Annotated in this window: 19 protein-coding genes and 3 pseudogenes; 16 read left to right on the forward strand and 6 right to left on the reverse strand. The window is 69.6% G+C overall.

The window, feature by feature from the left end; all coding sequences use genetic code 11:
• Window positions 1-39 precede the first annotated feature (39 nt).
• The 4 genes and pseudogenes from PL79_RS13575 to rfaE2 all read left to right on the forward strand — a co-directional run bounded on the left by PL79_RS13575 (window position 40) and on the right by rfaE2 (window position 4043).
• Window positions 40-779, forward strand: a pseudogene (locus PL79_RS13575) (PhaM family polyhydroxyalkanoate granule multifunctional regulatory protein).
• Window positions 780-803: 24 nt separating this feature from the next.
• Window positions 804-2030, forward strand: a complete 1227-nt coding sequence (locus PL79_RS13580) for a patatin-like phospholipase family protein (protein WP_044846772.1) — start codon at window positions 804-806, stop codon at window positions 2028-2030.
• 486 nt (window positions 2031-2516) lie between these two features.
• A complete protein-coding gene (locus PL79_RS13590; protein ID WP_044846770.1) occupies window positions 2517-3395 on the forward strand; it encodes a ferritin in 879 nt (292 codons plus the stop codon).
• Window positions 3396-3557: 162 nt separating this feature from the next.
• The gene (gene rfaE2, locus PL79_RS13595) at window positions 3558-4043 is read left to right on the forward strand and encodes a D-glycero-beta-D-manno-heptose 1-phosphate adenylyltransferase (protein ID WP_044846769.1); all 486 of its coding nucleotides are present in this window, start codon (window positions 3558-3560) and stop codon (window positions 4041-4043) included.
• Window positions 4044-4059: 16 nt separating this feature from the next.
• Here the strand turns inward: rfaE2 and PL79_RS37030 are convergent.
• From PL79_RS37030 to PL79_RS13610, 3 genes and pseudogenes are all read right to left on the reverse strand, one after another.
• Window positions 4060-4301, reverse strand: a pseudogene (locus PL79_RS37030) (hypothetical protein).
• 92 nt (window positions 4302-4393) lie between these two features.
• Window positions 4394-5182 carry a type III pantothenate kinase gene (locus tag PL79_RS13605; RefSeq protein ID WP_044846768.1) on the reverse strand — a complete coding sequence of 263 codons (789 nt, stop codon included), beginning with the start codon at window positions 5180-5182 and terminating at the stop codon, window positions 4394-4396.
• Window positions 5179-6099, reverse strand: a complete 921-nt coding sequence (locus PL79_RS13610) for a biotin--[acetyl-CoA-carboxylase] ligase (RefSeq protein ID WP_044846767.1) — start codon at window positions 6097-6099, stop codon at window positions 5179-5181. Before PL79_RS13610 ends, PL79_RS13605 begins: the two co-directional genes overlap by 4 nt.
• A gap of 567 nt (window positions 6100-6666) precedes the next feature.
• On the opposite strand from PL79_RS13610, the gene PL79_RS13615 reads away from it, so the two are divergent.
• On the forward strand, window positions 6667-7176 hold the full coding sequence (locus tag PL79_RS13615; protein WP_044846766.1) for a hypothetical protein: 510 nt from the start codon (window positions 6667-6669) through the stop codon (window positions 7174-7176).
• 43 nt (window positions 7177-7219) lie between these two features.
• Here the strand turns inward: PL79_RS13615 and PL79_RS13620 are convergent.
• Window positions 7220-8062, reverse strand: a pseudogene (locus PL79_RS13620) (tetratricopeptide repeat protein).
• 14 nt (window positions 8063-8076) lie between these two features.
• Window positions 8077-10146 carry a bifunctional 2',3'-cyclic-nucleotide 2'-phosphodiesterase/3'-nucleotidase gene (locus tag PL79_RS13630; RefSeq protein ID WP_044846764.1) on the reverse strand — a complete coding sequence of 690 codons (2070 nt, stop codon included), beginning with the start codon at window positions 10144-10146 and terminating at the stop codon, window positions 8077-8079.
• A gap of 319 nt (window positions 10147-10465) precedes the next feature.
• Here PL79_RS13630 and PL79_RS13635 point away from each other — a divergent pair, with 319 nt between their 5' ends.
• The 10 genes from PL79_RS13635 (at window position 10466) to PL79_RS13680 (ending at window position 19569) form a co-directional block, all read left to right on the forward strand.
• The gene (locus PL79_RS13635) at window positions 10466-11590 is read left to right on the forward strand and encodes an MlaE family ABC transporter permease (protein ID WP_044846763.1); all 1125 of its coding nucleotides are present in this window, start codon (window positions 10466-10468) and stop codon (window positions 11588-11590) included.
• On the forward strand, window positions 11587-12516 hold the full coding sequence (locus PL79_RS13640) for an ABC transporter ATP-binding protein (RefSeq protein ID WP_044846762.1): 930 nt from the start codon (window positions 11587-11589) through the stop codon (window positions 12514-12516). The genes PL79_RS13635 and PL79_RS13640 overlap by 4 nt, the downstream gene beginning before the upstream one ends.
• A 27-nt stretch (window positions 12517-12543) precedes the next feature.
• The gene (locus PL79_RS13645) at window positions 12544-13479 is read left to right on the forward strand and encodes an MlaD family protein (RefSeq protein ID WP_044846761.1); all 936 of its coding nucleotides are present in this window, start codon (window positions 12544-12546) and stop codon (window positions 13477-13479) included.
• An 89-nt stretch (window positions 13480-13568) separates the two neighbouring features.
• Window positions 13569-14192 (forward strand): ABC-type transport auxiliary lipoprotein family protein, encoded by a 624-nt coding sequence (locus PL79_RS13650; protein WP_044846778.1) that lies wholly within the window; start codon window positions 13569-13571, stop codon window positions 14190-14192.
• A gap of 19 nt (window positions 14193-14211) precedes the next feature.
• On the forward strand, window positions 14212-15363 hold the full coding sequence (locus PL79_RS13655; protein WP_044846760.1) for a VanZ family protein: 1152 nt from the start codon (window positions 14212-14214) through the stop codon (window positions 15361-15363).
• 146 nt (window positions 15364-15509) lie between these two features.
• Complete coding sequence (locus tag PL79_RS13660) at window positions 15510-15827, forward strand: (2Fe-2S) ferredoxin domain-containing protein (RefSeq protein WP_044846759.1); 318 nt, start codon at window positions 15510-15512, stop codon at window positions 15825-15827.
• A gap of 13 nt (window positions 15828-15840) precedes the next feature.
• Window positions 15841-16485 carry an alpha/beta hydrolase gene (locus tag PL79_RS13665; protein WP_044846758.1) on the forward strand — a complete coding sequence of 215 codons (645 nt, stop codon included), beginning with the start codon at window positions 15841-15843 and terminating at the stop codon, window positions 16483-16485.
• A 484-nt stretch (window positions 16486-16969) separates the two neighbouring features.
• On the forward strand, window positions 16970-18286 hold the full coding sequence (locus PL79_RS13670; protein WP_044846757.1) for a D-alanyl-D-alanine carboxypeptidase family protein: 1317 nt from the start codon (window positions 16970-16972) through the stop codon (window positions 18284-18286).
• Between the two features lie 48 nt (window positions 18287-18334).
• Entirely contained in the window at window positions 18335-19261 is a 927-nt protein-coding gene (locus tag PL79_RS13675) for a D-amino acid aminotransferase (RefSeq protein WP_044846756.1), read from the forward strand.
• Complete coding sequence (locus PL79_RS13680; RefSeq protein WP_044846755.1) at window positions 19261-19569, forward strand: HP0495 family protein; 309 nt, start codon at window positions 19261-19263, stop codon at window positions 19567-19569. The genes PL79_RS13675 and PL79_RS13680 overlap by 1 nt, the downstream gene beginning before the upstream one ends.
• Here the strand turns inward: PL79_RS13680 and PL79_RS13685 are convergent.
• Entirely contained in the window at window positions 19553-20542 is a 990-nt protein-coding gene (locus PL79_RS13685; protein WP_044846754.1) for a transcriptional regulator GcvA, read from the reverse strand. The two genes, PL79_RS13680 and PL79_RS13685, sit on opposite strands and share 17 nt — an antisense overlap.
• A 102-nt stretch (window positions 20543-20644) precedes the next feature.
• Here PL79_RS13685 and PL79_RS13690 point away from each other — a divergent pair, with 102 nt between their 5' ends.
• Window positions 20645-20971 carry a DUF2917 domain-containing protein gene (locus PL79_RS13690; RefSeq protein WP_044846777.1) on the forward strand — a complete coding sequence of 109 codons (327 nt, stop codon included), beginning with the start codon at window positions 20645-20647 and terminating at the stop codon, window positions 20969-20971.
• Window positions 20972-21047: the final 76 nt, after the last annotated feature.

Below are 21047 nucleotides of genomic sequence, written 5' to 3' on the forward strand. Positions count from 1 at the left end.
GCCGGCCGCTTCGCTCCCCCAGTCAACCAGGACGCCCGTATGACGACCGATGCCCCCGGCTCCAATCCTTTCGCCGGCTTTGCCGGTTTCAAGCCTGCCGACATGCTCGACCGGATGTGGGACATGATGCGGATGACGCCGTTCGGCGGGATGGCGTCGTTTCCCGGCACCGCGTCGGGGCTGCCGCCTTCGCTGTCGAGCATGTCCGACATGATGGCGCCGCTCACGAGCGTCGAGGAACTCGACAAGCGGATCACCGATCTGCGTGCGGTCGAGCAATGGCTCAAGCTCAATCTCGGGATGCTGCAGTCCGCGATCCAGGCACTCGAGGTGCAGCGCGCGACGCTCGCGACGCTGCGCGCGTTCGGCGCGTTCGCGCAAAGCTCGATGTCGGCGGCCGAGGAGGCGCGGTTGCGGCCGCGCAACGGCGTCCGCGCCGCGCGCCGACGCGCAGCAAGCGCCGGACGCCGCCGCCGCGGACGCGCCGCCGCTGGCGACGCGCGCAACAGGCGTTCGATCCGGCCGGCTGGTGGAACCTGCTGCAGGCGCAGTTCAACCAGCTCGCGAGCCTCGCGATGACGCAGCGGGGGCGCAGCCGCGGCACCGGACGACGCCGCACCGCCCGAGCAGCCGCACGGCCGCGGCGGCACAGCCCGCGCCGGCCCTGCCGCCCGCCGCGCAAGCCGGCCGCGAAGCGCGCGAAGCCGGCCGATTCGGCCGCGGCGCGCGCGGCAGCCGCTTCGTCGCCCGAAACGCGTCCGCCGAAGCGCTCGACGTGATGCGAACCGGATAGCAGGTCGATCATGCGGCTCGCGCTCGTGCTGATGGGAGGCGGCGCACGCGCCGCCTATCAGGTCGGCGTGCTGAAGGCGCTGGCCGAAATCGCGCGCGAGGCCGATCCGAACCGGCAGACGGTGCCGTTCACGGTGGTCTGCGGGTCATCGGCCGGCGCGATCAATGCGACGTCGATCGCAAGCCATGCTGACGACTTTTCGCACGGCGTGCGGCGCCTGCTCGAATTCTGGGAGCCGCTGCGCGCGGACTACGTGTATCGCACCGACTGGCTCGGCATCGCCGCGGCGGGCGCACGCTGGCTCGCGACGATGACCTTCGGCTGGGCGGCGCGCCGCTCGCCGCGCGGGCTGCTCGACAACGCGCCGCTCGCGCACCTGCTGCAGCGCGAGCTGAGCTTCCACCGGATCGAGCAGATGCTCGAGGCCCGCCTGCTGCATGCGCTGTCGGTGACGGCGCTCAGCTATTCGAGCGGCCGGCACCTCACCTTCTACCAGGCCGCCGAACCGATCCAGGCATGGCGGCGCGCGCAGCGCACCGCGCGGCTCGTCGATCTGTCGGCGTCGCACCTGCTCGCGTCGTCGGCCATTCCGTTCGTGTTCCCGGCCGTGCCGCTCGTGCTCGACGGCCAGATCGAATACTTCGGCGACGGGTCGATCCGCCAGGTCGCGCCGCTGTCGCCGGCGATCCACTTCGGCGCGGACCGGATCGTCGTCGTCGGCGCGGCCGATCCGCGGCCCGAAATTCCCGCCGCGAACGGCTCGGGGCTGGTGCGCGGTTACCCGACGCCCGCGCAGATCGGCCAGCAGGTGCTCGCGAGCGTGTTTCTCGACTCGATCGGCTCGGACATCGAGCGGATCGAGCACATCAACCGGATGATCGAGCATTTGCCGCACCAGGTCGAAGTCGACAGCGGCTGGCGGCACGTCGACGTGCTCGCGATCGCGCCGTCCGAGCGCATCGAGCTGATCGCCGCGAAACACCTGAAGCAGATGCCGGCGACGATGCGCGGGCTGCTCGGCGCGATCGGCGGCAGCCAGCCGGCCGGCGCGTCGTTCGCGAGCTACCTGTTGTTCGAGGAGGCGTTCACGCGCGAGCTGATCGAACTCGGCTACCGCGACGGGCGCGCGCAGCGCGACACGCTGGCGGACTGGATCGCCCGGGCCGACGGCGGCAGTGCGCCGGCGGCCGGCACGCCGCCCGAAGGCGGTCTCGCGACAGGCGAAATACGGGTCTGACCGACAGGCCCGGGCAGGCCCGAAAGCGACCCAGCTTACATTTCGGTTGCGTTTTCGCGACGGGGCCTGCGACCGATCGCCGCACCGCCGTTGGCGGCCCGCGACCGGTTCCGCGTCTCGGAACCGTCATGTGTGCGTGCTATCATGGCCGCCGCCGTATACACCATATCGAGCAGCCCGCCGGTCCGGCGGTCGCACGGGAACCCGTCCGGGGACCGCGTGGCGCCGGGCGGGCTCGCCACCGAGCCGGCCTGCGCCGGCCCCCACATCAGGCACGCGCGGTCGGTTCCGTTCGAGCGGAGCGGGGTCGCGGCGTGCTTCAAGGCGGCGGCGCGGCCGCCCGGCTGCCGAACGCGGAATCTGCGTCCGGGGGCTGGATTCACGCGTAAAATTAGAGTCTTGGCTGCAAAAAGCGCGTTCGCGCGCCCGCGCGGCAACAGTCACGTTTAGAGAAGTCGCATTGCGCAGAACAGGGGTGGGACCATCATGAACACCATGCTTTATCCGGAACTTTACAGGTCGCTCGAAGCTGTCCGCTGGGACATGGAGAAGGACATTCCGTGGGACAAGTTCGACGCTTCGCTGCTCACCGACGAGCAGGCGAAGACGATCAAGATGAACGCGATCACCGAATGGTCGGCGCTGCCCGCGACGGAAATGTTCCTGCGCGACAACCAGCACGACAGCGACTTTTCCGCGTTCATGAGCGTGTGGTTCTTCGAGGAGCAGAAGCATTCGCTCGTGCTGATGGAATACCTGCGCCGCTTCCGGCCGGAAATGGTGCCGACCGAAGAGGAACTGCACGCGGTGCGCTTCGCGTTCGACCCGGCGCCGCCGCTCGAGACGCTGATGCTGCACTTCTGCGGCGAGATCCGCCTGAACCACTGGTATCGCTGCGCGGCCGACTGGCACACCGAGCCGGTCATCAAGCACATCTACGAAACGATCTCGCGCGATGAAGCGCGCCACGGCGGCGCTTACCTGCGCTACATGAAGAAGGCGCTGAACAACTGCGGCGACGTCGCGCGCGCGGCGTTCGCGAAGATCGGCGTGCTGATGGCGTCGGCGCGCCGCACCGAGAAGCCGCTGCACCCGACCAACCTGCACGTGAACCAGGCGCTGTTCCCGCGCGACACCGTGCAGTCGCGCCTGCCCGATCCGGAATGGCTCGAGCGCTGGCTCGACGAGCAGATCCGTTTCGACGGCGAGTGGGAAAAGAAGGTCGTCGAGCGGATCCTGCACAACCTGTCGATCCTGTTCGAGCGAACCTTCGCGACCGCGCAGGAACTGAACCGCTATCGCAAGGAAGTCACCGGCCGCCTGCAGTCCGAAAGCGGCCCGTCGTCGGCCGCGCAACCGGCCTGAGGCCGCGCGGCGTCGCAGCCGGCGTGAAGCGCCGCCGGCCGCGCTCGCCGCCCCGTATTCCCGCATGAAGCCCGCCCGGCGATCCGGCGGGCTTTTTATCTGGCGCCGCCGTGTTCCGTCGCGACGTGCACCGCGCGCCGCTCACGCCATCCGAAATCCATCATGCCCGCTACCTTCGAACGCAAGCTGATCACCCGTGACGCCCTGGTTGCGCTGCGCGCTTCGCTGCCTTCGCCCGTCGTGTTCACGAACGGCGTGTTCGACATCCTGCACCGTGGCCACGTCACCTATCTCGCCGACGCGAAGGCGCTCGGCGCATGCCTGATCGTCGGCGTGAACAGCGATGCGTCGGTGCGCATGCTCGGCAAGGGCGATGACCGGCCGATCAACCGCGAGGAAGACCGCATGGCGCTGCTCGCGGCGCTGGAAAGCGTCGACTGGGTCGTGAAGTTCGAGGAGAAGACGCCGGTATCGCTGATCGAGGCCGTCCGTCCGGACATTCTCGTGAAGGGCGGCGACTACGACATGGACGCGCTGCCGGAATCGGCGCTCGTGCGCGGCTGGGGCGGGCGGGCGCTCGCGATTCCGTTCGAGCACGACCGCTCGACCACCGCGCTGCTGAAGAAGGTGCGCGCGCAGCAGTCCTGATGCGGGTGCCGCGCCGTCAGGGCGCGGATGCCGCGAACGGCTCGGCCGGACGGCCGGCGCGCCGATCGGGCCGCCGATCACCGGCTGATCGGCCGCCTGCGCGAGCGGCATCGCATGCAGCGCCTCGGGCCGCACCTGCCGGGACAGCACGCCGGGTTCGCGCGGACCGGCCGCCGGCAGCGGCCCGAACACGCCGCGCACGGCGACGAACGCGAGCAGGTTCGCGAGAAAGAGAACAGCGATCAGCCAGCGCAGCATCGTCGACACTCCTCGTCGTTGTTCAGTCGTTCAGTCGTTCAGTCGTTCAGTCGTTCGGTCGTTCAGTCGGCGCGATGCCGGCCGGTTTTTCGTCAATCCTGCGCCGCCGCTTCCGCGGCGATCAGCGCAAGCCCGGACAGGATCAGCGCATCGTGCCGCGTATGCGGCAGCGTCAGCGCACGCGCGACGTCGTCGGCCGCACCGCCTGCCAGCACGAGCCGCACGGGGGCCTGCCACGCATCGGCGAGATCGCGCCACGCGCGTTCGATCAGCCCCGCCTGCGCGTACAGGCAACCGGCCGACAGCGAGCGCGGCGTATCGACCTGGAACGGCTCGGCCTGCGCACCCGCGAGCAGCCCGCTCGCGATGTCGGTGGTCAGCGTCGGCAATTGCGCGGTGTGCGTGCCGAGCGCGCGCATCATCAGCGCCCAGCCCGGCGCGATCAGCCCGCCGGTGAAACGACCGTCCGCACGCAGCGCTTCGAGCGTCGTCGCCGTGCCGAACGTCGCGATCAGCAGATGCTCGCCCGGAAACGCCGCATGCGCGCCGATCAAACCGGCCCAGCGATCGCTGCCGAGCTGTTCGGGCGTCGTATAGCCGTTCGTCACGCCGCATTGCGCGGGCCGCGAGCGGATCGTCGTGCGCGGCAGGCCGGGCCAACGGGCGTCGAGCAGCGCGTCGAGCCGGGCGGCCACGTCGGCACCCGCGACGTTCGAGATCCATGCGCCGCGCGGACGCGGCACGGCCGACCAGTCGGGATCGGCGCCGCCGTCGCGCGTATGGCCGAACGCGCCGGTGTCGACGAGCGTACGCTGCGTGTCGGCGAGCGCCCACTTGATCCGGCTGTTGCCGGCGTCGATCAGCAGATGCGGTTCGTTCATTGCGCTTCGCGCAGCGATACGTCGCCGGCCGCGATCGCCCGCACGCCATCGGGCGTGTCGAGCAGCAGCTGGCCGGTCGCGTCGATGCCGGTTGCGATGCCGCGCACGCGTTCGACACCCTGTTCGAGCAGCACGACTTCGCGCCCCGCGTATGCGTGCAGCGCGTGCCAGCGCGGCAGGAACGGCGCGAGCCCGTCGGTGCCGAACTGCGCGAGGGCGGGGGTGAGCGCGTTCAGCGCGGCGGCGAGCGTATCGGTGAGGTTGGCCGATGCGCACGCGGCCGACAGCGCGGCCGGCGGCAGCCCGCTCGCGAGCGTCGCTTCGCGCGCGCGCAGCGCGTCGACCTGCGCGGCGACGGCTTCCGCGCCGCGCACGTTGATGCCGAAGCCGATCACGACGGCGGTCGCGTCGGCGGTGGTCCAGACGGTTTCGATCAGGATCCCGGCGAGCTTGCCGACGATGCGCGGCGTGCCGTCGTCGGTGACCGTCAGCAGCAGGTCGTTCGGCCATTTGAGCGCGACGCGCGTGCGGGCGTCGAGCGGCAGCGCGGCGAGCCCTTCCGCGAGCGCGACGCCGATCGCGATGCTGAGGCCGCCGAGCGCGTCCACGGGGCGCGGCACGATGCAGCCGACCGAGCACAGCAGCGCGTTGCCGGGCTGCGCGAACCACGGGCGGCCTTGCCGGCCGCGGCCGGCCGTCTGCTCGAACGCGACGCGCACGAGCGGCGCGGGCAGCGCGTTCGCGGCGCGCGGCAGCGCCTTGAGGCGCGTCGCGACGTCGGCGTTGGTCGAGCCGGTGGCGGCAACGATGTCGAGCGGCCACGCGCGCGGCGCGGCATCCAGGTGCGCCTCGAGCCGGTTGCGCGCGATGTGCGCGTCGCCGGAATCGGGCGTGTCGGAGGAGGTGGGGGCGTTCATGGTGGCTATTGTAGCGACAGGGGCGCAAGGGGCGCGTGGAAGCACCGGCAGCAAGATCGACGATGATGGCCGCGCATCCGGCGCGGCTACCTGTTTTTCAGGCTCGGCTTGCACGGATGCGCGAATGCTCGCGGTCGGTGTCCTGCTTGACCGCGGGCCTGTTGCCGCTTGCGCCTGCCGAACCCGGCACAGTCGCGTACCGCCGCCGGCCGGCATCTTGAATTTGGAGACCGGCACGACTACGTTCGAAGTATCCGCTCTGGCGGCGCGTTCGACGGTGTTGCCGGCAGTAACGCAGACGAATCGGCGCGCGCCGGCGCGTCCTCGTCGTTGCCGCATCGACGGAAATGGCGATGAACCCGCTTCATTCGGGTTCGAGCCCGTCCAGCCTGTTCGAGCGCCTTCACCGCAAGACGCGCCGGATCGCCGATGCCGCCGGGCTCCCGACGACGTGTGCCTGTCGCGGCTGATGGACTCGCTCGAGTCGGCATGGTCGGTGGTGCGAGCGGGTACGTAGCATAGGCACCGGCGCTGATGCGGCGGCCGACCGTTTTCAAGGAGGTGGCCATGCAACTCCACATGCATTCGCACCATTACGTGCGCCGCATTCCGGTGTGGCGAGCCGCCGTGATCGGCGGGTGCGTGGCCGGCGCGGTTTTCCTCGTCGTCCAGGTCGTCGCGGCGGCAATCATCGGACACGACGCGTGGGCGCCGCTGCGCATGATCGCGGCCATCTACTTCGGCGATGACGCGCTCGCGCCGTCGGCCACGGTCGAAGTGGGGACGCTGCTGGCCGCGCTGGGCGTGCACTTCGCGTTGTCGATCGTGTTTGCGCTGGTCCTGGCCGTGATCATCGCGTGTTTCAGCCTGGATTCGAGCATCGGGATGGCCAGCGTGGCGGGGGCCGTATTCGGCGTGCTGCTGTACGTCGTCAACTACTACGGCATGACGCAGTTGTTCCCGTGGTTCGCCGACGCGCGAGGCTGGGTGAGCGCGCTCGATCACATCGTCTTCGGACTGATCGTGTCCGACTCGTACATGCGCCTGGAGCGACCCGCGCGCAGCGGCGCCGCCTGACGCCGGATGCCGCGACGGCACCCGGCCAGGCGGCTCGCGCGCATCACGGCGCGATGACCGGGTGCTTCAGCGCATGCGCGGTTTCGATCCACTGCGCGTGGAATTCGTCCGCGTCGGGCTTGAGCCCCAGCTCGCCGTTGCGATACGCCATCGCGAGCGTCTGCACGGCTTCCGGCAGTTCGTGTTCCGCCGCCCGGCGATACAGCGCGAGCGCGCGCGCTTCGTCGCGCGGCACGCCGCTGCCTTCGCGGTACGCGTTCGCGAGCATGAAGTCCGCGGCCGGAAGGTCCGCGCGCGACGCGAGCTCGAACCAGTGCGCAGCCTGCACCGGATCGGCCGCGATCCCGTAGCCACTCCGATAGATCAGCCCGAGGTAATACGCGGCGGCCGGATCGCCCTGTCCGGCCGCTGCGCCGAGCAGCGCGCGGGCGCGTGCGTAATCCTTCGGGATGTCGCCGCTGCCGAGCAGCAGAGCCTTGCCGAGCGCCAGCTGCGCACGCCGCGCGGCCGGCGTGTCGGCACGGCCGTCCGCCTGCGCGGCGGTTTCGAGCCAGCCGCGTCCCTCGTCGCGCAGCCCGGCTCGGCGCGCATCGACCAGCGCGATGCGAGCGCGCCTGCGCGTCGCCCGACCCGCGGCGCGCGAGGGTGCGCAACTGCGCGAGCGCGTGCGGCTCGACGGCCTGCGCGACCATCGCCTGCCATTCGTCGAGCTGCGCGGCGCTCGGCGCGGGCCGGCGGAGCGCCAGCCGGTCGCGGCGACCACGGCCGCGACGGTCACGGCCGCCGCCGCCAGCAACGCGGCCGGTGGGAGTTTCGCGCGCAGCAGGCGCCGCACGGCGGCGGTGAAGCCGGCCTCGGCCGGCCGCATCGTCCGGATCGGTTGCATCGCGGGTCTCATGGTCATTGCGTGAGGTCGATCTCGTAGATGGCGAGGTTCTTGCCCGAGCCGTCGTCGGCCGCGACCTGCGTGAGGCCGCTCAGGCCGGCAGCCGCCGCGTCGCCGAGCCGGTTCGGCGCGGACGTGAACCGCACGTGCGCGACCGAGCTCGCGAGCTTCGTGAAGCGCCAGCTGCGCTGCGCGCCGTCGGCCGCGCGCGTGATCGCGCCGCGTTTCTTGATGAATGCGATCAGCACGTCGCGGTTCGCGTCGGGCGACGCGAAGATCGTCTTGCTGCCGTCGAGGCCCGGGAAGTTGCCGCCGCCGCTCGCGCGGTAGTTGTTGGTCGCGACGATGAACTGCGCGTTCGGGTCGATCGGCGCGCCCTTGTACGTCAGGTTCCTGATCCGGCTGCCGACCGGCTGCGTGACGTCGATCTCGTACGCGAGATCGGCGGACGTGAACATGTCGAAGTTGTAGCCGGGGAAGCTGCTGACGAGCGGCTGCACGGTCGCCTGGGTCGGGTCGATCGTGTTGAAGCGTTTCGCGGCCGTCTCGAGCCAGTTCTTCACGTCGCTGCCGCTCACCTTCACCGCGTACACGGTGTTCGGATACAGGTACAGGTCGGCCGCGTTGTTGATCGCGAGCGCGCCGGGCGCGACGTCGGTGTAGTCGCTGCCGCCGCCGAAGCCGCTCTTGAACGGCGCGCTGACCGACAGCACCGGCAGCGACGCGTATTGCGGCAGGTTCGCCTGCACGTAGGTCTTCACGTAGTCGGCCTGCGCCTCGTTGACGATCTGGATCGCGCCCGGATCGCCGACGTCGGCGAAGTATGAGTTCATCCGGTAGTCGGTCGAGCCGATCGGCGTCTTCACGTAGTCGATCGTCGCCTGGTGCTCGGCGGCGATCGCGGCGGACACCGACGGATCGGCGGCGACGTAGCTCTTGTCCGCGTTCTGGATCGGCCGCGCCTCGACGGTCGTCTGCGACTTGTCGACGCTCCAAGTCTTGCCGTCGAACTTAAGACCGAGCTTGATCACGCCGAGATGCTTGCCCCAGTAGTTGGCCATCACGGTCGGCACGCCGTTGACGGTGCCCTTCGCCTTGTCGACGCCCGGCAGGTTGAACTGCGCCACGGTGCTGTTCGCGTCCGGGAACACCTGGTGCGAGTGGCCGATCAGCATCGCGTCGATGCCGGGCACCTTCGACAGCCACCAGCTGCCGTTCTCCATCGTCGGCGAGTACGCGGTGTTGTCGAGGCCGCCGTGCGAGATCGCGACGACGAGGTCGGCGCCCTTCGCGCGCATCTCCGGAATGTACTTCTCGGCCGCTTCCTTCAGGCCGGTCGTGTAGACCTTGCCGTCGAGCCAGCGCTTGTCCCAGCTCATGATCGCGGGCGGCGTGAAGCCGATGATGCCGATCTTCACCGGCGCGCTGACGGTCTTGCCGTCGGGCGTGACGGCCGTCACCGTGCGGGTGAGGATCGTGTACGGCGAGAACAGCGGCGCGTTGGTCCTCGCGCTGATCACGTTCGCGAGCACCTGCGGGAAGTTCGGGCCCGCGCACTTCTTCTGCTGTGCAGGGGCCGGCAGCCCGTCGACGTCGAACGTGTTGCCGGTCACCTGCGACAGGTACGGCAGCCCGTAGTTGAACTCATGGTTGCCGATCCCGCCGCCGTCGAACTTCGCGGCGTTCATCACCTTGTAGATCGCGAGCGTCTGGTCGCAGCCGATCGGGTTCACGAGCGCCTGGTAGTCCGACAGCGCGGTGCCCTGGATCGTGTCGCCGTTGTCGAGCAGCAGCGTGTTCGGGTACTGCGCGCGCGCCTGCGCGATCAGCGTCGACACGCGCTCGAAGCCGAGCGACTTGTCGGCGGCGAGCTTGAAATAGTCGTACGCCAGCACGTTGGTGTGCAGGTCGGTCGTTTCGAGCAGCGCGAGCGTGGCGGTCGTGCCGGCGGGCGCCTGGGCCTGCGTCTGCGATGACGGCGGAGCGGTGACGTCGTCGCCGCCGCAACCGGCGAGGGCGAAGGCGAGGCTGGCGAGCGCGGCGGCGGCGCTCGCGCGGCGGCGGGAAAGCGGGGGGAGACGCATCGATTGTCCTGTTCGGTGTTCTGTTCTATGAATCGCGAGGCGCGCCGCGAGATGGCGGCGCGGGCGCCGACGGCCTGACGTGCGGCGCGTGAGAGTATCGAAAGGAAACGTGACGGAAGAATGAAAGGTCGCGCGCCCGGCATGCCGGTCCGGCGGCGAACGGTGCGCCGTGGCGGGCCGGGCACCCGCAACCGGATGCTGCCGACCCGACGCCCCGGCCACGCGCGCCCGGCTGCACGCCCCGACGGAAATCCTCACGTCGCGGCGCCGGGCGGTTCGCTACAATGGCCGCTGTCATCCTTTTGCAAACAATCCGCCCTTGGACTTCGAGACTCCTCCCGGCCTGTCGGTCGACGCCGGCGGCCAGGGTCAGACGGTGCGCCTGTACGGCCAATGGACCGCACTCGCGCTTGCGCGCAACCGCGGTGCGGTCGCGCGCCGTATCGCGGGCATCGCGTCCGGGCGCGTGAACGAATGGGATCTGTCCGGCATCGAGCGACTCGACCACGTCGGCGGCCAGGCGCTGTGGCGCGTGTGGGGCCGCAAGCTGCCGGCCGGCGTCGAGCTGTCCGCCACGCAGCGCACGATCTTCGAGCGGATCGAACGCCTCGACAGCCAGCGCGAGGCGCCCGAGCGCGTCGTGCGGTTCGATCCCGTCACGCGCCTCGGCCAGGCGATCTTCGCGTTCGCCGAACACCTGCAGGGCGGCATCGCGATGTTCGGCCTCGTGATCCTCGATGCGCTGTCGGTGCTGCGCCGCCCGCAGACGATGCCGTGGAAGGAAACCTCGGCGAACATCTACAGCGCCGGCGCGCAGGCGCTGCCGATCACCGCGCTGGTCGCGTTCCTGATCGGCATCGTGCTGAGCTACCTGTCCGCGCAGCAGCTGCAGATGTTCGGCGCGAACCGCTACATCGTGAACATCCTCGGGCTGTCGGTGATCCGCGAGCTGGGGCCCGTGCTGTCGGCGATCCTCGTCGCGGGCCGCTCCGGGTCGGCGATCACCGCGCAGATCGGCGTGATGCGCGTGACCGAGGAACTCGACGCGATGCGCGTGATGGGCATCCCGCACGGGTTGCGGCTGATCCTGCCGCGCGTGCTCGCGCTCGGCGTCGCGATGCCGCTGCTCGTGATGTGGACCAACATCATCGCGCTCACGGGCGGCGCGCTCGCCGCGAAGCTGGTGCTCGGCATCGACGTCAACTATTTCGTGCGCTCGCTGCCGGGCGTCGTGCCGATCGCGAACCTGTACATCGGCATCGGCAAGGGCGTCGTGTTCGGCATGCTGATCGCGCTGGTCGCCTGTCATTTCGGTTTCCGGATCAAGGCGAACTCGCAGAGCCTCGGCGAAGGGACGACGACATCGGTCGTCTCGTCGATCACGGTCGTGATCCTGGCCGACGCGGTGTTCGCGATCCTGTTCCAGAACGTGGGGCTCGGATGAACGCGTCGAACGAACCGGCGGCCGGTGCCGCCAGCGCGCATGCCGCGGCAATCGGCGCAGGCTCGGTCGGCACGTCGCCGGGCGCCGCCGTGCCCGGCGACGACCTCGTGATCGAGGTGCGCAACCTGACGAAGCGCTACGGGCGCAACATCATTCACCAGAAGCTCGATTTCGACGTGCGGCGCGGCGAGATCGTGGCGATCGTCGGCGGCTCGGGCTCGGGCAAGACGACGCTGGTGCGGCAGATCCTCGGCCTCGAGCGGCCGACGTCGGGCACGATCAAGGTGTTCGGCGAGGACACGTCGAAGATCGACGACGCGACCGCGCGGATGATGCGCACGCGCTCGGGGATGCTGTTCCAGCAGGGCGCGCTGTTTTCGTCGATGACGGTGTTCGACAACGTCGCGCAGCCGTTGCGCGAGCTCGGCCGCGTGCCGCCCGACCTGCTGCACGACATCGTGATGCTGAAGCTCGAGATGGTCGGGCTGCCGTGCAAGCACGCGTCGAAGATGCCGGCCGCGCTGTCGGGCGGGATGGTGAAGCGGGTCGGCATCGCGCGCGCGATCGCGCTCGAGCCGGAGCTGCTGTTCCTCGACGAGCCGACCGCCGGCCTCGACCCGCAGGCGTCCGACGAATTCGTCGAGCTGATCGCGACGCTGCACCGCACGCTCGGGCTGACGGTCGTGATGGTGACGCACGATCTCGACACGATGGTCGCGCTGTCGACGCGCGTCGCGGTGCTGGCCGACCGCAAGGTGCTGGTCGCGGCTCCCGTCGAGGAGGCCGCGAACGTCGACCATCCGTTCATCCACGAATATTTCCTGGGGCTGCGCGGGCGCCGCGCACTGCAGGCGCTGCCGCCCGAGCGGCGCGCGAAGCTGCCGAAGGCGGCCCTCGAACCGGCGCCGTCGAGCGTCGATCTGTAAGCAAGGCAAGAAGCAAGGAACCCGCGAATGGAAAACAAATCACATGCGTTCTGGGCCGGCCTGTTCACGATCGCGCTGACGCTCGCGATCGCGGGCACCGTGTTCTGGTTCAACGTCGACCGTACCGTGCGCGTGCCGTACGACCTGCTCGCGCGCACCAACGTGACGGGCCTGTTCCCCGATGCGGCTGTGCGTTTTCGCGGCCTCGACGTCGGCAAGGTGCAGTCGATCGGCTTCGATCGCGCGCATCCGGGCCAGATCCGGATCCGGATCCTCGTCGATCGCGACGCGCCGATCACGCAGTCGACCTACGGCAGCCTCGGCTTCCAGGGCGTGACGGGCATCGCGTTCGTGCAGCTCGAGGATACGGGGCGCGACCTGGCGCCGCTGCCGTCGTCGCCGAAGGCGATCGCGCAGATCCCGATGCGCCCGAGCCTGTTCGACCAGATCCAGGAGCGCGGCGACGTGCTGCTGCGGCAGCTCGAGCTGGCGGCGAAAAGCGCGAACGCGCTGATGTCGCCGGAGATGCGCGAGCAGCTGCGCGCGACGGCCGAAAGCCTGCAGCACGCGGCGGACGGCGCGGCGACGCTGTCGAAGCAGCTCGCGCCGGCGGTGGCCGCGCTGCCGGAGACGATGCACCAGGTCGATCGCGCGATGGCATCGGCGAACACGCTGCTGCAGCCGAACGGGCCGCTCGTGTCTAACCTGAACAAGGCCGGCTCGGCTGCCGAGCAGGTCGGCGTCGCGCTGAACGACCTGAACGCGCGGGTCCAGTACGACACGCTGCCGCGTTTCAACGCGCTGGCCGGCAGCGTCGGCGATGCGTCGCGGCAATTGAAGGACGTCGCCGGTGAACTCGGCCGCAACCCGCGCAGTCTGTTGTTCGGCTCGCCCGGTTCCGCGCCCGGGCCCGGCGAGGCGGGCTTCGTCTGGCCGGGGGCCGGGGCCGCGGCCGGGAAATGAAGCGCATCGCCCGCCCGCCGCTCGACCGGCCCGGCGCGAGACCGGGCCATCACGCCATCGAAACCGGAAACATCATGCAGGAACATGCCATGCCACGAATCCTTGACCGCGCGCTGCGTCCGGCCGCGACCGCGCTCGCGGTGCTGACGCTCGCGTTCGCCGCCGGCTGCGCCGGCAACGCCGCGGCGCTGTCGAACGTCCGCTACGACCTCGGGCCGGCCGCATCGGTCGTCACGGCCGGCACCGGGCCCGCGCTGAAGGTGCTCGACGTCGCCGCGCCCGACGCGCTCGACACGGACAAGTTCGTCTACCGCCTCGCGTATGCGGATGCGCAGCGCATGGCCGTCTATCGCGACAGCCGCTGGACCGCGCCACCCGCGCAACTGCTCACGCAGCGGCTGCGCGGCGCGCTGTCGTCGCGCGGCGCGGTGCTCGAAGGCACCGACGGCGTGCGCGCGCCGACGCTGAAGGTCGACCTGAACGAATTCGAGCAGGTGTTCGACGGGCAGTCGCAGAGCCACGGCGCGGTCACCGCGCGCGCGACGCTGATGCAGGACGGCAAGGTGCTCGGCCAGCGCACCTTCGTCGCGCGCGCGCCGTCGAGCACGCCCGATGCGGAGGGCGGCGCGCGTGCGCTCGCGGCCGCGAGCGACGAGCTCGTGTCGCAGATCGCCGCGTGGGTCGGCGTGCAGGCGTACGCGGGCAACCCGTGACGCACCGCGCGCAGCCGCGATGAGCGCGCCGGGCACGTCGCGCGCGTCGTCGCTGGCGCGGCAGGCGTTCGCCGCGTATGCGGCGCTCGTCGTCTACGCATCGCTGTATCCGTTCGACGGCTGGGTGTCACTCGGCATAGGGCCGTTCGACTACCTGTTCGCGCCGATGCAGCGCTATGTGACCGCGTTCGACGTGGTCACCAACGTGCTCGGCTACCTGCCGTTCGGCGCCCTCGGCGTGCTCGCGCTGCATCCGCGCTGGCGCGGCGTGGCCGCGACGCTGATCGTCGGCGGCCTCGGCGTGCTGCTGTCGGGGTCGATGGAGGCGCTGCAGACCTACCTGCCGACGCGTGTCGCGTCGAATCTCGACCTCGCGGCCAACGCGCTCGGCGCGCTGCTCGGCGCGGCGCTCGCCGCACCGGCCACCGGCGCGCTGCTCGAGCGCGGCGCGCTGCGCCGGCTGCGCTTCGCGTGGTTCGAGCCCGACGGCGCGACGCCGCTGCTGCTCGCCGGACTGTGGCCGTTCGCGATCCTGTTTCCGTCGCCGTTCCTGTTCGGCATCGGCGACTGGCCGGCCGCGCTGTGGGAACGTGCCGACGGCTCGATGCAGGACGCGCTGCTCGCGTGGCTGCCGGCCGCGTGGCGCGTGAGCGAATGGCCCGAGCGTGTCGACGGCTGGCTGTCCGACTCCGCGTGGGAAGCCGCGCTCGGCGGGCTGATGCTGTTCGCCGCGCTGGCGATCGCGTCGCTCGCGATGCGCGAGCGCGCGCCGCGCGTGCGGCTCCTGATCGGGTTCGTCGTCGCGACGCTCGCGCTGAAGGCGGCCGCGACCTTCATGCAGTCGAGCACCGGCCTCGTCGTCGTGTGGGCAACGCCCGGTGCGCGGCTCGGCATCGAGCTCGGCTTCGCGGCGGCCCTGCTCGCATTGCGCGTGCCGGCCGCGTGGCGCGCGCTGCTCGCGGCGCTCGCGCTGCTGGCCGGCGTGGCACTCGTCAACCTGCTGCCCGTCAACCCGTTCTTCGACTTCACGCTGTCGGGCTGGCGGCAGGGCCGCTACGTGCACTTCAACAGCATCGCGCGCTGGCTCGCGTGGATCTGGCCCTACGCGGCGCTGATCTTGCTCGGCCAGCGGGTCGAGCGCGCGTGGCTGCCGGCCGCGCCGCGGCGCTGACGCGGCACGCCGGGCAGGGCGGCCGCGGTTCGGTCGCGGGCAGCGGCGCGCGCCGCTCGTTATAATCGTCCGCACATCCGTTGCCGCGCGCAACGGCGATCGCCCCTCTTTCCGCCCGGCACCGCGCCGGGCCGCTCGTCACCATCATGGATTCCTACTACCAGCACCACGTCTTCTTCTGCCTGAACCAGCGCGACCCGGGCGCCGAGCGTCCGAGCTGCGCGCAATGCGATGCGCAGACCATGCAGGAATACGCGAAAAAGCGCGTGAAGGAACTCGGCCTCGCGGGGCCCGGCAAGGTCCGCATCAACAAGGCCGGCTGCCTCGACCGCTGCGAGGAAGGGCCCGTGATGGTCGTGTATCCGGAAGGCACGTGGTACACGTACGTCGACCAGGCCGACATCGACGAGATCGTCGAATCGCACCTGCGCGACGGCAAGGTCGTCGAGCGCCTGAAGATCTGAGCGGGCCGGCCGAATGAACGTTCATACGCAGAAGTCGCTGATCGCCGGCCCGGTCGGGCAGATCGAAATCGCGGTCGACCTGCCGGACGCCATGCGCGACGCCAGCGCCGCGCCGCGCGGCATCGCGCTCGTCGCGCACCCGCATCCGCTGTTCGGCGGCACGATGGACAACAAGGTCGCGCAAACCCTTGCGCGCACGCTGGTCCAGCTCGGCTACGTGGTGTACCGGTCCAACTTCCGCGGCGTCGGCGCGACCGAGGGCGTGCACGACAACGGTGTCGGCGAGGCCGACGACCTGCTCGCCGTGCTCGCGCACATGCGCGCGCAGCCCGCGTATGCGGACCTGCCGCTCGTGCTCGCGGGCTTCTCGTTCGGCACCTTCGTGCTGTCGCATGTCGCGAAGCGGCTGCGCGACGCGGGCGAGACGATCGAGCGGATGGTGTTCGTCGGCACGGCCGCGAGCCGCTGGCAGGTCGCCGAAGTGCCGGAGAACACGCTCGTGATCCACGGCGAAACCGACGACACGGTGCCGATCGCGTCGGTCTACGACTGGGCGCGGCCGCAGGAACTGCCGGTCGTCGTGATCCCCGGCGCCGAGCATTTCTTCCATCGCAAGCTGCACGTGCTGAAGCGCATCATCGTCGACGCGTGGCGTTGATGCGCTGAACCCGGCGTGCGGCGCCGCTGCCGCACGCGTGCGATGTCGCCGCTCGCGCGACATCGCGCCGCATCGTGTCACGGCACGGTCGCCCATGCCCGCTGCGGCGCGGCGCACCCCGACTTGCGCGGCGCCTGCGCACGCCTTTCGCGCGGCTTCGATCACCCTCTCTCGCAGCGAAGCCACGCCATCGTCTCGAAGCCGGTGTGCGGCCACCCGGGCCACGGTTCCCGAAAACGTCGTTCGCGGCCACGTATAATGGCCGCAATTCGCGTCGCCCGCGGCCCGGCTGGGCCCATGCGGCGCTCGTTTCGCGCCTGTCCGCCCGCTCGCGACGGCCGCGAACCGAACGCGTCCGCACGAGTCCAACCGGCGCGTTTCGCGCCGTCCGACGCAGTCGGACGAACGCCGGAACGCCCGCCGCCTTGCCGTTCAACCCTTGCGCGTTTCGCGCCGCACTTTCTGCCATCAGCCTGAATCGATCATGCGTCTGTCTCCCCAAGGCCTCAAGTCCCTCGCTTCTTCCATCGCCTTCGGCACCGCCGCGCGCAACGTCGCGCTGGGCGTGATGCTGCCCGTCGCGCTCGCGTCGACGATCGTCGTCGCCGAGGCGAAGCCGGCCGCCAAGGCCAAGGCCGCGCATGCCGCGCCGGCCGCCGCCGCCGAGCAGTTCACCGGCGCGCCCGCGACCTTCATGCCGGGCGCGGTGCCGCCGCCGGGCGTGAACGCGCGCTCGTGGGTGCTCGTCGATGCGACGAGCAACACGGTGCTCGCATCGGGCAACGCCGACGAACGCGTCGAGCCCGCATCGCTGACGAAGCTGATGACGGCCTACCTGGTGTTCGAGGCGCTCGACAAGAAGAAGATCTCGATGGAGCAGATCGTCACGCCGAGCGTTGCGGTACGCCGCGTCGGCACCGACGAGTCGCGCATGTTCATCGAGGCGAACAAGCCGGTGTCGGTGCACGACCTCGTGTACGGGATGATCATCCAGTCGGGCAACGACGCCGCGATCGCGCTGGCCGAACTGGTCGGCGGCAGCGAAGGGCAGTTCGTCACGCTGATGAACGACGAGGCGGCGCGCCTCGGCATGAAGGGCACCCACTTCGCCGACGTGAACGGCATGCCCGACCCGAACCACTACACGACGGCCGGCGACCTCGCGAAGCTGTCCGCGCACCTGATCCGCGATTTTCCGCAGTACTACAGCATCTTCTCGGAGAAGGAATTCAAGTACAACAACATCCGCCAGGGCAACCGCAACCGCCTGCTGTGGCTGGATCCGACGGTCGACGGCCTGAAGACGGGCCATACGCAGGCGGCCGGCTACTGCCTGATCGCGTCGGCGAAGCGCGCGATCCCGGGTGTCGACAGCCAGCGCCGTCTCGTGTCGGTGATGATGGGCGAGCAGAAGGAAGGCGAGCGCACGCAGGACAGCATGAAGATGCTGAACTACGGCTATAGCGCGTTCGACGCGGTGCGCCTGTTCAAGGGCGGCCAGGCGATGTCGACGCCGCGCATCTACAAGGGCAAGGAAAACACCGTGCAGGTCGGCGTGAAGGGCGACCAGTGGGTGACCGTGCCGCGCGGCCTGGGCGACAAGGTCAAGCCGGAAGTCGAGGTCAACGCGCCGCTGATCGCGCCGCTCGCGGAAGGCCAGCAGGTCGGTACCGTGAAGATCGTCGCCGACGGCAAGACGCTGTCGGAGTTCCCGGTCGTCGCGCTGCAGGCCGTGCCGGAAGCGGGTATCTTCGGCCGTATCTGGGACTCGATCCTGCTGATGTTCAGCAAGAAGAAGTAAGCGCGACGGGCCTTTGTTTTCACGACTTCATCCCCATCTGTCATTGCCATGAGCCAAGCCGAATTCGAACCGATCGTCTACCTCAGCGTGTCGTCGCACGAGGAACTGGTGCCGCTGTCGGAAGCCCGCGTGCCGGTGCTCGACCGCGGGTTCATCTTCGGCGATGGCGTGTATGAAGTCGTCCCCGTTTATGCGCATGACGGCGCGCACGTGCCGTTCCGGATCGAACAGCATCTGGACCGGCTCGCGCGCAGCCTGAAGAAGATCGGCATCGACAATCCGCATGACGCGGCCGGCTGGCGCGCGCTGATCGAGCGCGTGGTTGCCGCGAATGCGCAAGGCCTCGGCGACGGCCATGCGCTCGTCTACCTGCAGGTGACGCGCGGTGTCGCGAAGCGCGGCCACGCGTTCCCGGCGAATACGGTGCCGACGGTGTTCGCGATGACGAGCCCGCTGCGCCTGCCGTCGGACGAGGAGCGCGCGCAGGGCGTGCGCTGCGTGACGGCCGAGGATCGCCGCTGGCTGCATTGCGACATCAAGTCGATTTCGCTGCTCGGCAACGTGCTGATGGCGCAGCATGCGGCCGAACGCGACGCGTTCGAGACGATCCAGCTGCGCGACGACAACGTGACCGAAGGTTCGTCGTCGAACGTGTGGATCGTGAAGAACGGCGAGCTGTACGCGCCGCCGCGCAGCAACAGGATCCTCGAAGGGATCCGCTACGCGCTGGTCGAGCAGCTGGCCGACGAATGCGGCATTCCGTTCGTCGCGCGCGAGATCAGCGAAGCCGAGCTGCGCTCGGCGGACGAGATCATGATCACGTCGGCCACGAAGGAGATTTTGCCCGTCACGTCGCTCGACGACCTGCCTGTGCAGGGCGGCAAGCCGGGCCCCGTGTTCGCGGCGTTGTACGACGCGTACCAGCGTGCGAAGGCACGCGAGTTTGAACAGTTTGACCTAACCCGGAGAAAGTGATGAGCGAACCGACCAAAACCATCGAGGTCACCGGCGCGATCGATGCCCGGAAGGAGTCGCTGCTGGAGTTTCCGTGCGACTTCCCGATCAAGATCATGGGCAAGGCGCACCCGGAGTTCAAGGATACGATCTTCAAGGTCGTGGCCGTCCACGACAACGAGATCGACGTCGAGAAGATCGAGGAGCGTGCCTCGAGCGGCGGCAACTACACCGGCCTCACGATCACCGTGCGCGCCACGAGCCAGCAACAGCTCGACGACATCTACCGCGCACTGACCGGCCATCCGATGGTCAAGGTCGTGCTCTGAGCGCCGCTTTCCATCCTCCTTCCTGCGCGCACTCGGCGGGGGTTTTCCCCGCCGCGCGCCGCGCGTCCAGCTCGTCGCACAGCTGCTGGTACTCCGCGACTTCCTGAAGCAGCCAGGTCCTGAACGCCTGCACGCGCGGCGTGTTCACGAGCGGCGGCGGACACACGAAAAAATAGTGCCACGGGCTCTGCCCGTCGATGTCGAACAGGCGCACGAGGCGCCCGTCCAGCAGATCGTGCACCGCGAGCGAGCGGCGTACCAGCGCGATGCCCTGGCCGTCGATCGCGGCCAGCAGCAGGTTCGACGAATCCTGGTACAGAATCCCCCGTTTCGGCTCGGTCAATGTATCGAGCCCCGCCGCGTCGAACCACGGCCGCCACAGCTCGTCGTCCGAGCGCAGCAGGTTGTAGTGCACGAGATCGGCGGGCGTCTGCGGCAGCTTGCCGCCGTTCAGCGTCGGCGAGCACGCCGGAAAGAACACTTCCTCGAACAGCGGCTCGACGTGCAGCCCCGGATAGCTGCCGGAGCCGAAGCGGATCGCGAGATCGACGTCGTCGCGCGCGAAGTCGGTGAGCGAGTTGGTCGACTGCAGCTCGACGTCGATTTCCGGATGCCGCTCGATGAACGTGCCGATGCGCGGCGTGATGAAGCGCGCGGCGAACGACGACAGCATCGACACCACCAGCCGCCGTCCGCGGTCGCTCGCGCGCACCTCGCGCGTCGCATCGGCGATCTGCATCAGCGCGGTGCGCACCTGCTGCGCGTAGCGCATGCCGGCGTCGGTCAGGCACAGCCGCTTGCCGTTGCGCGTGAACAGCTGCACGCCGAGCTCCTCCTCGAGCGCGCGAACCTGGTGGCTGACCGCGCCGTGGGTGACGTACAGCTCGTCGGCGGCGCGGGAGAAATTCTCGTGACGGGCGGCGGCTTCGAACGCGCGAATCGCGTTCAGCGCAGGCAGCTGGCGGAGGTCCATTTGCTAATTTTCCTCACATCGACGTGAAAATTGGTCGTTTGGTCGGGTGCCTTGAAGTGACTACGATTGTAGCCATCGAAGCATTTATTGGCGGAGTCGATCATGCAAGAAATTTCTTCAAGCATCACGTTCGAAATCCCCGCGGGCGAGACCGTGCCGATGAAGGTGCAGCGCAGCACGCGTCTGACGGTGCAATGCGGGCCGGTGTGGGCGACGCGCAGCAACGACGTCGAAGACTACTTCCTGGTCGACGGCGAGACGCTCCGGCTGCGTCGCGGCGAGCGGCTGTGGCTCAGCGCGGAAGGCCGGCAGGGCGCGCAGGTCGCGTTCTCGGTGTCGCGGCCGGCCGGGGAAGTCGCGCGCGGCGCGCTGGCGCGGCTGCGCAACCGCGTGAACGCGCTGTTCCACGACGGCTGGCGCACCGTCTGACCGACCTTTCCTCCGACGGATGCTCGCGATCCGTCCCCTTCCCGGGCCGGCGAGACGCATGGGTTTTCGGTAAACT

It is taken from the genome of Burkholderia sp. USMB20, assembly GCF_000949135.2.
Lineage (GTDB): Bacteria > Pseudomonadota > Gammaproteobacteria > Burkholderiales > Burkholderiaceae > Burkholderia.

Excerpts from the sequence above, each read along its gene's own strand:
- PL79_RS13680 (WP_044846755.1), top strand. The coding sequence starts at position 19,261 with ATGAGCGAACCGACCAAAACCATCGAGGTCACCGGCGCGATCGATGCC.
- PL79_RS13610 (WP_044846767.1), bottom strand. The coding sequence starts at position 6,099 with ATGAACGCCCCCACCTCCTCCGACACGCCCGATTCCGGCGACGCGCAC.
- PL79_RS13660 (WP_044846759.1), top strand. The coding sequence starts at position 15,510 with ATGGATTCCTACTACCAGCACCACGTCTTCTTCTGCCTGAACCAGCGC.
- PL79_RS13665 (WP_044846758.1), top strand. The coding sequence starts at position 15,841 with ATGAACGTTCATACGCAGAAGTCGCTGATCGCCGGCCCGGTCGGGCAG.
- PL79_RS13640 (WP_044846762.1), top strand. The coding sequence starts at position 11,587 with ATGAACGCGTCGAACGAACCGGCGGCCGGTGCCGCCAGCGCGCATGCC.
- PL79_RS13580 (WP_044846772.1), top strand. The coding sequence starts at position 804 with ATGCGGCTCGCGCTCGTGCTGATGGGAGGCGGCGCACGCGCCGCCTAT.
- PL79_RS13605 (WP_044846768.1), bottom strand. The coding sequence starts at position 5,182 with ATGAACGAACCGCATCTGCTGATCGACGCCGGCAACAGCCGGATCAAG.
- PL79_RS13670 (WP_044846757.1), top strand. The coding sequence starts at position 16,970 with ATGCGTCTGTCTCCCCAAGGCCTCAAGTCCCTCGCTTCTTCCATCGCC.
- rfaE2 (WP_044846769.1), top strand. The coding sequence starts at position 3,558 with ATGCCCGCTACCTTCGAACGCAAGCTGATCACCCGTGACGCCCTGGTT.
- PL79_RS13630 (WP_044846764.1), bottom strand. The coding sequence starts at position 10,146 with ATGCGTCTCCCCCCGCTTTCCCGCCGCCGCGCGAGCGCCGCCGCCGCG.
- PL79_RS13685 (WP_044846754.1), bottom strand. The coding sequence starts at position 20,542 with ATGGACCTCCGCCAGCTGCCTGCGCTGAACGCGATTCGCGCGTTCGAA.
- PL79_RS13615 (WP_044846766.1), top strand. The coding sequence starts at position 6,667 with ATGCAACTCCACATGCATTCGCACCATTACGTGCGCCGCATTCCGGTG.
- PL79_RS13650 (WP_044846778.1), top strand. The coding sequence starts at position 13,569 with ATGCCACGAATCCTTGACCGCGCGCTGCGTCCGGCCGCGACCGCGCTC.
- PL79_RS13655 (WP_044846760.1), top strand. The coding sequence starts at position 14,212 with ATGAGCGCGCCGGGCACGTCGCGCGCGTCGTCGCTGGCGCGGCAGGCG.
- PL79_RS13645 (WP_044846761.1), top strand. The coding sequence starts at position 12,544 with ATGGAAAACAAATCACATGCGTTCTGGGCCGGCCTGTTCACGATCGCG.
- PL79_RS13590 (WP_044846770.1), top strand. The coding sequence starts at position 2,517 with ATGAACACCATGCTTTATCCGGAACTTTACAGGTCGCTCGAAGCTGTC.
- PL79_RS13675 (WP_044846756.1), top strand. The coding sequence starts at position 18,335 with ATGAGCCAAGCCGAATTCGAACCGATCGTCTACCTCAGCGTGTCGTCG.
- PL79_RS13690 (WP_044846777.1), top strand. The coding sequence starts at position 20,645 with ATGCAAGAAATTTCTTCAAGCATCACGTTCGAAATCCCCGCGGGCGAG.